The organism is Streptomyces javensis (genome assembly GCF_039525925.1).
Taxonomy (GTDB): domain Bacteria; phylum Actinomycetota; class Actinomycetes; order Streptomycetales; family Streptomycetaceae; genus Streptomyces; species Streptomyces asiaticus.
In genome coordinates this window covers 165,574-176,540 of the sequence record NZ_BAAAIF010000005.1, presented here as the reverse complement: position 1 = coordinate 176,540, position 10,967 = coordinate 165,574, and the positions used below count along the sequence as shown (strand labels likewise).

At 73.7% G+C, this 10,967-nt stretch carries 10 protein-coding genes; 8 read left to right on the top strand and 2 right to left on the bottom strand.

The window, feature by feature from the left end; translation table 11 throughout:
• Nucleotide 1 precedes the first annotated feature (1 nt).
• The 8 genes from ABD329_RS07575 to ABD329_RS07540 are packed head-to-tail and all read left to right on the top strand — an operon-like array spanning nucleotide 2 to nucleotide 8,079.
• On the top strand, nucleotides 2-1,699 hold the full coding sequence (locus tag ABD329_RS07575) for a class I adenylate-forming enzyme family protein (RefSeq protein ID WP_344316122.1): 1,698 nt from the start codon (nucleotides 2-4) through the stop codon (nucleotides 1,697-1,699).
• Entirely contained in the window at nucleotides 1,696-3,336 is a 1,641-nt protein-coding gene (locus tag ABD329_RS07570; RefSeq protein ID WP_198277292.1) for an aldehyde dehydrogenase family protein, read from the top strand. The genes ABD329_RS07575 and ABD329_RS07570 overlap by 4 nt, the downstream gene beginning before the upstream one ends.
• 3 nt (nucleotides 3,337-3,339) lie before the next feature.
• On the top strand, nucleotides 3,340-3,909 hold the full coding sequence (locus ABD329_RS07565; protein ID WP_198277291.1) for an N-acetyltransferase: 570 nt from the start codon (nucleotides 3,340-3,342) through the stop codon (nucleotides 3,907-3,909).
• Nucleotides 3,909-4,913 (top strand): aldose epimerase family protein, encoded by a 1,005-nt coding sequence (locus tag ABD329_RS07560; protein WP_198277290.1) that lies wholly within the window; start codon nucleotides 3,909-3,911, stop codon nucleotides 4,911-4,913. The genes ABD329_RS07565 and ABD329_RS07560 overlap by 1 nt, the downstream gene beginning before the upstream one ends.
• Nucleotides 4,914-4,959: 46 nt before the next feature.
• Nucleotides 4,960-5,217, top strand: a complete 258-nt coding sequence (locus ABD329_RS07555; protein ID WP_344316121.1) for a phosphopantetheine-binding protein — start codon at nucleotides 4,960-4,962, stop codon at nucleotides 5,215-5,217.
• A complete protein-coding gene (locus tag ABD329_RS07550) occupies nucleotides 5,196-6,182 on the top strand; it encodes an LLM class flavin-dependent oxidoreductase (protein ID WP_309142725.1) in 987 nt (328 codons plus the stop codon). Before ABD329_RS07555 ends, ABD329_RS07550 begins: the two co-directional genes overlap by 22 nt.
• Before the next feature lie 53 nt (nucleotides 6,183-6,235).
• Nucleotides 6,236-7,018, top strand: coding sequence for a class I SAM-dependent DNA methyltransferase (locus ABD329_RS07545; protein WP_198277288.1), 783 nt, complete (start codon nucleotides 6,236-6,238; stop codon nucleotides 7,016-7,018).
• A 41-nt stretch (nucleotides 7,019-7,059) separates the two neighbouring features.
• The gene (locus ABD329_RS07540; protein WP_198277287.1) at nucleotides 7,060-8,079 is read left to right on the top strand and encodes a class I SAM-dependent methyltransferase; all 1,020 of its coding nucleotides are present in this window, start codon (nucleotides 7,060-7,062) and stop codon (nucleotides 8,077-8,079) included.
• Nucleotides 8,080-8,321: 242 nt separating this feature from the next.
• On the opposite strand, the gene ABD329_RS07535 is transcribed toward ABD329_RS07540, so the two are convergent.
• On the bottom strand, nucleotides 8,322-9,362 hold the full coding sequence (locus ABD329_RS07535; protein WP_198277286.1) for a GNAT family N-acetyltransferase: 1,041 nt from the start codon (nucleotides 9,360-9,362) through the stop codon (nucleotides 8,322-8,324).
• Nucleotides 9,359-10,951 carry an amino acid adenylation domain-containing protein gene (locus ABD329_RS07530; protein ID WP_198277285.1) on the bottom strand — a complete coding sequence of 531 codons (1,593 nt, stop codon included), beginning with the start codon at nucleotides 10,949-10,951 and terminating at the stop codon, nucleotides 9,359-9,361. The genes ABD329_RS07535 and ABD329_RS07530 overlap by 4 nt, the downstream gene beginning before the upstream one ends.
• Nucleotides 10,952-10,967: the final 16 nt, after the last annotated feature.

The following is a 10,967-nucleotide window of genomic DNA, read 5'->3' as shown; positions in this document are numbered from 1 at the left end:
GATGGGCTCGCCATCTCCCACCGGCGCGGTCTCCGCGCCACGCACCGACGCCGAACTGGCCCACACCTACCGCGGCATCCCCTTCGAGGACCGGCTGACCCCGCACCCCACCCTGGTGTCCCGGCTCGCGCACCACGCCAGGACCCGGGGCGGGGACCCCTTCCTGACCACCGTGGCGGACGACGGTGAGCTCACCACGCTCAGCTACGGCGAGGCCGACCGGCTGAGCCGGCGGGTGGCCCGATGGCTGCGCACCGAGCTCCGGGTGGCGCCCGGCCGGACCGTGGCCCTGGCCCCGGTCAACGACCCGGCCTCGATCGTGGCCGTCCTCGGGGTGCTGCGGACGGGCTGTCCCCTGCTGCTGCTCGGCCCGCAGGACCCGGCCGACCGCCGACGGCAGCAGACCGAGGCCGTAGGGGCCCGGCTGGTGCTCCGGCCGCCGTCGGTGCCCGCCGAGGCGCTGCCGGAGGCGGTCGTACTCCCCGATCCGCGGACCCTGGAGGAGCCGGAGGGCGGCGCCGCGGAGCCGGAGCTCCACCCGGATCAGGACGCGCTGTTCTTCGCCACCTCGGGATCGACCGCGGCGTCCAAACTGGTGGCCCAGTCCCACTACAACGCGGCCGTGAACGCGGAGGCCCTCGGCCGCCACCACGGGCTGCGCCCCGGTGACCGGCTGCTGGGCTGCCTTCCCGTCCACCATGTCAACGGTCTGCACTTCACCGTCCTCGGCGTCCTGGCGGCCGGTGCCCATGTGCTGCTCGCGGACGGCTTCGACCCGCTGCGCTACCCCCGGCTGCTCCAGCGGTTCCGGCCGCGGATCGCCAGTGTGGTGCCCAGTGTGCTGGAGGCGCTGCTCGAGACGTGGCGGACGCCCGAACTCCCCGCTGACTTCGGGTACTTCGTCTCCGCCGCAGCACCGCTGACCACCCGCACCGCACGGGCCGTACGGGACCGGTTCGGCGCCCGGGTGCTCCAGGGCTACGGGCTGACCGAGACGGTGAACTTCTCCACCACACTCCCCGCCGATCTGTCCGAGGACACCTACCGGCGGCTGATGCTCGACACCGACATCCCCACGATCGGCACGGCCCTGTTCGGCAACGAGGTGGCGGTGCTGACCCCGGAGGGCGAGCGGGCGGCCCCCGGGCAGGTGGGAGAGATCTGTGTGCGCGGCCACAATGTGATGTCCCGCTACGAGGCCAACCCGGCCGCGACCGACGAGGCGTTCGCGGGAGGCTGGTTCCACACCCAGGATCTGGGGACGGAGGTGGCCGACCCGGACCGCCCGGAGTCGTTCGTCGTGGTCACCGGACGCCGTAAGAACATCGCCAAGGTCGGGGGCGAGACCGTCTCCCTCGACGAGATGGACCGGGTGCTGCGCGCCGTGCCCCGGGTGCGGGACGCCGCGTGTGCCGCGCTTCCGCACCGCTTCCTGGGCGAGGAGATCGTGGCGGCGGTCGTGCCGACGCCCGGCGCCGACGGCCCGCCCGATGTGCTGCCCGCGCTGGCCGCGGCGTTCCGGCCCGCGGTGCTGCCGCGCCGGGTGGAGCTGTTCGACGCCATCCCGAGGACCCGCACCGGCAAGGTCCTGCGCCGGGAACTCGCCGACCGGCTGGCCGCCACGGCCCGGGACGGCGCCACCGGCCATCCGCGCCCGGCCCCCGCAACCTCCCCGCCCAGCCCCAGGAGTACCCCATGAACACCGACTCCGGGATGACCTCCCGCGTCACGGACCTGCTGTGTGCGGTCCTCCAGATCGAGCCGCCGCCACCGGGGACGGATCTGATCGAGACCGGTCTGCTCGACTCCATCGGCTTCATGAATCTGTTCGTGGCGATGGAGAAGGAGTTCGGCATCGGTGTGACCGCCGCCGACCTGTCCCCGGACAGCTTCCGCACCGTCGAACGCATCGCCGCGTTCGTGGCCGCCAAACAAGGCCCCGCAGGCCCCGCAGGCCCCGCCGTCGCCGCGCGGGGCCCGGCCGCCGCCGAGACGGTGCTGACCGACCCGCGCACCGGACACGAGCGACGGCGGATCGCCCTGGGCGGTGAGCCGGAGGTGGCGGCCGCGGTGGCCGAATCCCGCGCCGCCGCGGCCTCCTGGGCCTCACTCGCGCCCCGCGACCGGGCACGGCGGCTGCTCCGCTTCGCCGATCTGATCGAGGAGCGGTCCGCCGAGTACGCCGAGGCCGAGCGGGCGGGCACCGGCAAGCCCGCCGCCGAGGCGGCCGGAGAGGTCGGGAACTGCGCCGATCTGCTGCGCTTCTACGCGGGCGCGGTGCGCGCGGGCATCTCCCCGGCGGGCGGACACCATCTGCCCGGCCGGGAGAGCTGGGTCCGGTGGGAGCCGCTGGGCGTCATCGGGGTGATCGTCCCCTGGAACTACCCACTGATGATGGCCGCGTGGCGCATCGGGCCCGCGCTGGCCACCGGCAACACGGTGGTCCTCAAGCCCGCGCTGACCACCCCGGACACCGCGCTGCTCCTGGCGCGGGACGCGGCGACCACACTGGGCCCCGGCGTCCTGCTCACCGTGCCGGGCGACCGCGACACCGGCCGGCTGCTGGTGGAGAGCGACATCGACGCGGTGGCGTTCACCGGCAGCGAGGCGGGCGGCCGCGACGTCGTCGCCCGGGCCGGTCTGCGCCGGGTCAGCCTGGAGCTCGGCGGCAACTGCCCGGCGCTGGTGCTGCCCGACGCGCCGCCGGACACCCATGAGGCGCTCGTACGGGCCGCCACCTACAACGCCGGGCAGAGCTGCGCGGCGCCCGCCCGGGTCATCACCCTCCGGGAGAACTACCTGGAGACCGTCGAGGGGCTGGCCAAGGCGATGGCCGACCGCCGTGCGGGTGTCCACTTCGGCCCGCTCAACAACGCGGACCAGGCGGCCCGTTACGACCGGATCGTCGGCCGGAGCGCGGCGGGCATCGAGCACATCGCCCCGCTGGCCCCGCCCCCGGGCGCGGAGGGCGGCCACTGGCGGCCCGGCCGTGTCCTCGCCGACCTGCCACCGGACGATCCGGCGGTGCTGGCGGAGGTGTTCGCTCCGGTGCTCACCGTGCAGGCGGCGGACGGCCACGCCGAGGCCCTGGCCCTGGCCAACTCGGTGCCGCAGGCCCTCGCCGCGAGCGTCTGGGGCGCCCGTACGGACGAGGTCCTGGAGCTGGCCGGAGGGCTGAACGCCGGGGAGGTGTGGGTCAACTGCCATCTGGAGCAGACCGCGGAACTCCCCCACGGCGGACGCGGCAGCTCGGGACACGGCACGGACATGAGCGTGCTCGCGCTCACCGAGTACCAGCGCCCCAAGACCGTGACCGTACGCGTGGGCAGGGGCTGAGCGATGGCGGAGACCCGGCTCCTGGCCGAGGAGACGACGACGGCCGGATGGCGGTGGGAGGTGAGCCGCGACCCGCGGGAGGCGCACGCGCTGCTGTGCGCGTGCGACGCCCACCAGGCGGCGGCCTCCGGCACCCCCGCGCCCCGGCGCCGCCCGGAGACCACCGAGGCCCGGGTGCGATCCGGCTCGGTGCGGCTGCTGCGCCACGGCGCGTGCGCCGCCGGGATGTTCACCCTCACCTGGGACCGGCCGTTCACCGTGGCCGAGGGGGTGTACCCGCACGCGGACCGGCCGATCCACCTCTCCCGGCTGGCGGTGGCCCCCGAATGGCTCGCGGACGGGTCGCTGGTGGGGCTGCGGTGCGTACGCCACGCCATCGAGGAGGCGGCGCGGGCCGGTGCTGACGTACTGCGCTCGGAGGCCAATCCGGATCTGCGGGAGACCCGGTCGCTGCTGGACATCCTGGGGTTCCGGCAGTACGGGCCCACGCTCGGCGACGAGGGCGGCAGCCGCCGCGTCCACCTTCAGAAGACGCTCCGCACCGCGGTTTCCGGCCCGGACCAGGAGGGCTGATGGGCGCGACGATTCAGCGGGAGAGGGTCGGCACCACCGCGGGCCACCGCGGCCAGGGGCCGACCGATGTGGACGCCTACACCCTGGACACCGGCGAGGGCCTGGCCGTGGTGGTGTGGACCTACGGGGCGCAGCTCGTGGAGGTCCTGGTCCCCGACCGGGAGGGCCGCACCGGCAATGTGGTGGTGCGCCTCCCGGACCTCGACGGCTACCAGGACCGGGCGGCCAATCCGTATGTCGGCTCCACCGTGGGCCGTTACTGCCGGTGTGTGGCGGGCGGCCGGTTCCGGCTCGACGGCGTGGCACACCACCTCGACCGCAACGACGGCGACCACCACATCCACGGCGGGGCCCTCGGCTTCGACCGGTATGTGTGGCGGGCGGAGGCGGAGCGCGCGGACGGTGTGCTGTCGCTGCGGCTGTGCCTGGACAGCCCGGACGGCGACCAGGGCTACCCCGGCGCGCTGTCCGCCGAGGTCCGCTACCAGGTGTCCGGCGAGGGGACGTTGACCTTCGATTACCGGGCCACCACCACCGCCAGCACCATCGTGGGGCTCACCAACCACGCGTACTGGAACCTGGCCGGCGGCGGACGGATCGACGGCCATCTGCTCGCGCTCAACGCCGGCCGCGCGGTGGTCTTCGACGACGAGCTGATCCCCCTCCCGGGGCCGCCGGCGGACCTCACCGGAAGTCCGCTGGACCACCGCGAGCCCAAACCGATCGGCGGCCGGCGGCTGGACAACTGCTTCGTCCTGGACGGCCCGGACTGGGCGGCGCGGCTGCACGACCCCGCCTCGGGGCGCACCATGCGCGTGGTCACCGACCAGCCCGCGGTGGGGGTGTACTCGGCCGACGGCTTCGCGGGGCGGCGGCGCTCCGGCATCTGTCTGGAGGCCGGCCCGCTGCCGGACGCGCCCAACCGCGCCGACTACCCCCCGGTGCGTCTCGACCCCGGCGAGACCTACCGCCATCGCACCGTTCACCACTTCTCGGCCCACTGAGCCGACGCCCGCCCATCGGGCCCGATCCACAGGAGGTATCGCGTACATGGACCCACTCATGGCTTCCGTGGCGGAGGCCGTGCGGCGCCGCGCGGAGGCGCCGCCACCGGCCACCGCCCCGGACCCGGACGCCGAACTGTCGTCCCTCGGGGTGAGCTCGCTCGGCGTGGCGGGACTGATCGTGGACCTGGAGGAGACCTTCTCCTTCCGGTTCCCCGACGACGCGGTCAGTCCCGAGGTGTTCCGCACCATCCGCACCCTCACCGATACGGTCCGCACGCTGTGCGCACCGCAGGCCGGCTGACCATGCGGATCCACGGAGACGCCGTCCGGGTGGGCGTCCACTCGGGCCAGCAGTACACGTCCTTCGCCGAGGCGCTGGAGCTGTGGCAGACGGCCGAGGAACTCGGATACGACTGGGTGTCCCTCTTCGACCACTTCCGTCCGCCCATGGGCGGCCCGGCGGGCCCCTGCTTCGAGGGCATGTCGCTGCTCGCGGCGCTGGCGGCGCGCACCAGCCGGATCCGCTGCGCCGTGCTCGTCTCGGCGGTCACCTGGCGGCACCCGGCGCTGGCCGCCGCCACCGCGGCCACCATCGACCATGTCTCGGACGGGCGGCTGGAGTTCGGGATGGGCGCGGCCGGTGCGGACCTGGCCTACGACCAGTACGGCATCGACTTCCCCGGCGCCGGGACCCGGCTGGACATGCTGGACGAGGCATGCCAGGTGCTCCGGGCGCTGTGGACCGGCGGACCGGCCACCTTCGCGGGGAAGCACTTCCGGCTGGCGGACGCCCATCTGGCGCCGCGGCCCCTCCAGCGGCGGCTGCCGCTGGTCATCGGTGGCGAGGGCGAGCGGCGGATGCTGCGGATCGTCGCGGAACACGCAGACATCTGGAACACCCTCGCCGAAACCCCGGACACCTACCGCCGCAAGGTCCGGAAGCTTGCCGAACACGCCGCCGTCGTGGGCCGCGACCCCGGGACCGTCCGCCAGTCGGTGACGTTCCGGGCGATCCTCGCCGAGGACGAACGGCAGGCGCTGGAGCGCAGGGAGCGGCTGCTGGAGCGGGTGGGCCCCGATTCGCCGGTGTGGCCGGAGTATCTGGTCTTCGGCACGCCCGAGCAGTGCGTGGAGCGGCTGCGGCCCTATCTGGAGCTGGGCGTACGCGACTTCCTGCTCGGCGCCCGCCCACCGGTCGACTGGCAGACCCTCGAGCTCTTCGCCCGGCGTGTCGCCCCGGCGCTGCGCGCCCACCCGGCCGGCTGAGCGACCGGCCCCCGTCCCCCTTCCTTCCACACCGCGGCCCACGGAGGCTCACCATGGCGAACTACTACTACAGCGACGGCTTCGCGACCTTCTTCGACAGCCGGTACACGGGATGGGTCCACGCCTTCTCGCCCCGGCTCGCCGAACACCTGGACCGGCAGGGCCTGCCGGAGCGCTCGGTGATCGACCTGTGCTGCGGCACGGGCGTCACGGCGTCGGTCTTCTGCTCGGCGGGCTGGCGGGCCACCGGCGTGGACGGGTCGAGCGCCATGCTGGACATCGCGCGCAAGAAGCTCGCCCCCGCCGTGGAGAACGGCACACTCACGCTGGTCGAGGCCGACGCCCGGAGCTTCCGCGTCCCGCGCCGGGCCGCCGCCTGCGTGAGCCTGGACGGGGCGCTCAACCACCTGGGCTCGGTGGCGGAGCTGACCCAGTGCTTCACCTCGGTGCACGACGCGTTGCTCCCCGGCGGGGAGTTCGTCTTCGACCTCTACGCCGGATCCCACTTCCGCCACTGGAACAACGTCACCCTGACCGACGACGACGAGGCGGTCATCGTCAAGCGCGGCGTCTGGGACGACGGCACGCGGACCGGGATGCTGCGCGTCTCCGGCGTCTTCGGCACCGGGGTGTCCGCCCAGCGGGTGGACCAGACGCTGCGCAGCTGGGAGTACGACGACGCCGAGGTGGCCGGGGCGCTGGAGGCCGCCGGTCTCGTCCCGGCCGAGCACGACTTCGAGCGGCGTTACGTCAAATGCGACTCGGGCTCGTGCTCGCTGACCCCCGTCCCCTGCCGCACCATCTACCGCGCCCGCAAGCCCCTCGGGCAGAAGTGATCGGCCGCCGGCACACCCCCCTCACCACCCAAGGAGCAGTGATGACGACAACACCGCACTTCACCCCCACTCCCAGCGCCACTCCCAGCACCGGCTCCCTGTTCTCCGCGTCCGTGGCGGTCTCCGCGCTGTCGGCCGCCGTGGAGCTCGGACTGCTGGACCACCTCAAGGACCGCGGCGAGATCCGGTTCGACGACCGTCAGGAGGGCGACGACCGGATCGACCCCGCCGTGCTCCGCGGCATCCTGCTGCCCCTGGAGTGGGCCGGGATCGTCGTGCTGGACGAGCGGTCCGCCCGCCCGGGACCGGGCTTCGACGCGGCCTACCTCGACCGTGGCTACTTCTACTGGCTGGCCGGTGGCAACGGCGAGCTGACGAGCCGGGCGCCGCATGTCGCGCTGGAGCGCAACCGCGAGGGCGAGTTCTACCACCGGGACATGCGGGCCGTCGCGGTGAGCTCCCGGATGATCGGCGATGTCGAGGTCGAGCTGCGGTTCGACAAGATCCTGGCCGACCAGCCGCCCCGCGCGGTGTGCGACCTGGGCTGCGGCTCCGGCCAGCGGCTCATCCGCATCGCGGGCAACCACCCCGATGTGCGTGGCGTGGGAGTGGACATCGCGCCCGCGGCCGTGGAGCTGACCGGGGCCTCCGTGGCCGAGGCCGGTCTCGCGGACCGGATCTCGGTGCACCACGGCGATGTGCACGCGCTGCCCCAGCTGCCCGAGTTCGCCGGGATCGACGTGGTCACCTGCGTGTTCATGGGGCATGACTTCTGGCCGTACGACAAGTGTGTGACGGTGCTGCGCCGGATCCGCGAGGTCTTCCCCGATGTGGAGCGGTTCCTGCTGTGCGACGTGGTGCGCAGCGAGGTGGCGCCCGGGCCGCACACGCCCATCTTCACCCTGGGCTTCGAGTTCGCCCACGCGCTCATGGGCGTGACGCTGCCGACGCGTTCGGACTGGATGGCCGCGTTCGACGCCTCGGGCTGGGAGTGCGAGGCGGTCCAGGAGTTCAACCGGCCGCCCGGCGGCCTGCTCTTCGAGCTGCGCCCCAGCCGCTGACGCCTGCGGCGGGCCACGGAGGGGCTGGAAGACGGGGCTCCGCCCCAGGCCCCGGGTCCACCCCGGGGCCCGGGTCCACCCCGGGGCCCGGGTCCACCCCGGGGTCCGGGGCCACCCCAGGGTCCGGGGGCGAAGCCCCTGCCGCGCGGGGGACACTCCGTAGAGCTGCGACGAAAGCGCCGCTCGCCTCCCGGAAGGGGGGGCGAGCGGCGCTTTCGTCCGTGGGGACGGGTCAGCCGGTGTCAGCGCCAGGCGCGGCCGGACACTCCGCTCAGGTTCCAGCCGTCCGGCTTGTCGAGGTGGCGCAGCGCGGGCGGCAGCTCGGCACCGGTCGCGCGGACCATCAGACCGGGGAGGTACATATCGCGGGTGAACAGGCCCGTGGGCTCGTCGAGTTCGGCGCCGAGCGCGCGCAGCGCAGCCACCCGTACCGCGGACAGATCGCGGGTCCACATCAGCACCTCGGCGCCCGGCAGCCACGCCAGGGCGGCCTCCACCAGGTCCGCGAACACCTCGTCGGAGGTGGCCTCGCAGTCCACGATGGTCGTCGGGGTCTCGCCGTCGTCGGTGTCGACGCCCGAGCGGTGCCCGATGAGATAGCCCTCGATCGGTCCGTCACCGGCCACCAGATGGAAGTAGCGGGCCAGTGGGTTCGCGGCGCGCCAGCGGAAGTACGCGGCGTCCCGGGCCGGGCGCGGGCCTTCGCCGCCCGGTAGCCGGGCCACCAGCCCCGCCATCGCCTCCGCGGCCACGGCGGGCGCCGGACGCAGCGTCAGGCCGGACCTGGCCCCCCGTGTGGCGGGCAGCTCGTGCCACGGCCGGTCGGCCACCAGTGGCTTCTCGCGCTTGACCACCGCTTGCGCCCAGGGGCCGATCGGACGCCAGCCGTTCATCAGCATGGCGGGGCCGGCCCCCTGGTCGCCGAAGTCCAGCAGCCAGGGCACGCCGTCGGCGCGCAGCCGTGCCACCACCTCGTCGGTGAGCATCCGGAACAGCGGGCTGCCCTGGTGGCGGGGGGCGACCACGGTGTCGGTCAGACAGGGCAGCATGAACCGCTCCCCCGCCACCTCCCAGCACGCGCCGAAGACCCCCACCATGCCGACCAGCTCGTCTCCCTCGCGGGCGAGGGTGACGTAGCGGTCGTCGAGGTGGGGGTTGGTGGCGTACTTCCAGTCCAGGTAGGCCAGATTGGCGCGGCGTCCGCCGCGCCACAGCGAGTCCTGGAAGTCCGCGATCTCCAGCCGGTCCCGGGCCGTGCAGCCCGTGAAGGAGAACTCGGTCACGCGCCGCCACCACCGCCGGGGACGGCCTCGTCGGCGGTGAAGCGCTGCTGGAGGGCGCGCAGGTCGGTCTTGCCGTTGGCGTTGACGGGCAGCGTCTCCAGCGCGAGCCAGCGCGTGGGCAGCATGTACCCGGGCACCTTGCTCCCGAGGCGGGCCTTCACCTGTGCCGTGGTCAGCGAGACACCGGCGGTCAGGGTGTAGGCCGCGCAGATCAGCGGGGATCCGGTGCGGCTCGGCGCCGCCACCACGGCCGCGGCGGCGATCTCCGGCAGTGAGTGCAGCTCGGTCATCACCTCGTCCAGCTCCACGCGGTAGCCGTTGACCTTGACCTGGCGGTCGGCGCGGCCGTGGAAGCGCAGCAGGCCGTCCGCGTCCCGGCTGCCGAGGTCCCCGGTGCGGTACGCGCGCCGACCGGAGCCGGGGGGAAGCTCGACGAACGAGGCCGCGGTGCGCTCGGGGTCACGCCAGTAGCCTGGGCTGACCCCCGCGCCGCCGATCACCATCTCGCCCACCTCACCGGGGGCGACCGGACGCAGCTGGTCGTCGACGGGCTCCAGCCACTCGCCGGGGATGGCCCGGCCGACCGGAAGCGCCTCGTCGGGCAGCTCGGTCAGGGTGTAGTACGAACTGGCGATGGTGGTTTCGGTGGTGCCGTAGAAGCCGGTGAAGGTGACGTGGGGCAGCCGCCGCATCCAGTACTCCACATCCGTGGGCGGGAACACCTCACCGCCCCACAACACCCGGCGCAGCTCCGGGAAGTCGTCCTTCTCCACCACCTCATGGCGTGCCATCGCGCTGAGCACGGACGGCACCGAAAGCCACTGGGTGAGCCGTGCGTCGCGGATGAACCGGGCCAGCGTGGTGGGCAGCAGGCTCGCCTCCGGCGGCACCAGGTGCAGCTCGGCCCCGCAGATCAGCGGACCGTACACATCCCACAGCGAACCGTCGAAGTGCAGCTGGAGATGGCAGGAGATCCGGTCGTCGGACCTGAGCCCGAAGTGTTCATTGGCCCAGGTGACGAAGTGGATGATGGCGGCGTGGGTGAGCGGTACGCCCTTGGGCTCACCCGCCGAGCCGGAGGTGAACAGCACATACGCCACCCCGGATTCGCCACTGACCGGCTCCGGCGCGGTCGTGGGCGCGGAGGCGACATCGGCCGCGGTGACCGTGGGGAGGGGACCCGTGGCGTCTCCCTCGGGCAGGCACAGGCCCACCACCGCGCCGGGCGCCGCCGCGGCCGACACCTCGGTGGCCAGTGGGGTCCGCCGCCGGTCGGCGAGGATCCGGCACGGCCCGGTCTGGTTGACGATGGACACCAGCCGGTCCGCGGGCGACGCCGTGTCCAGTGGCACACAGACGCCACCGGCCTTGAGCACACCGAGCAGATACACCACCGCGTCCGGGCCCTTGGGCGCCAGTACGCACACGCGGTCGTCCGGGCGCAGCCCGCCGGCGCGCAGCGCGTGCGCCAGCCGGCCGGCCCGTTCGTCCAGCTCTCGATAGGTCAGCCGGGTCGGGCCGAACACGACCGCGTCCGCGTCCGGTGTTCGCCTGGCCTGTGCGCTCACAAGCCCTTCTAGACGGGTCATCCGTTCTCTCTTCCTG

Coding starts and splice junctions, on each gene's coding strand:
- ABD329_RS07575 (WP_344316122.1), top strand. CDS start 2: ATGGGCTCGCCATCTCCCACCGGCGCGGTCTCCGCGCCACGCACCGAC.
- ABD329_RS07570 (WP_198277292.1), top strand. CDS start 1,696: ATGAACACCGACTCCGGGATGACCTCCCGCGTCACGGACCTGCTGTGT.
- ABD329_RS07565 (WP_198277291.1), top strand. CDS start 3,340: ATGGCGGAGACCCGGCTCCTGGCCGAGGAGACGACGACGGCCGGATGG.
- ABD329_RS07560 (WP_198277290.1), top strand. CDS start 3,909: ATGGGCGCGACGATTCAGCGGGAGAGGGTCGGCACCACCGCGGGCCAC.
- ABD329_RS07555 (WP_344316121.1), top strand. CDS start 4,960: ATGGACCCACTCATGGCTTCCGTGGCGGAGGCCGTGCGGCGCCGCGCG.
- ABD329_RS07545 (WP_198277288.1), top strand. CDS start 6,236: ATGGCGAACTACTACTACAGCGACGGCTTCGCGACCTTCTTCGACAGC.
- ABD329_RS07540 (WP_198277287.1), top strand. CDS start 7,060: ATGACGACAACACCGCACTTCACCCCCACTCCCAGCGCCACTCCCAGC.
- ABD329_RS07530 (WP_198277285.1), bottom strand. CDS start 10,951: ATGACCCGTCTAGAAGGGCTTGTGAGCGCACAGGCCAGGCGAACACCG.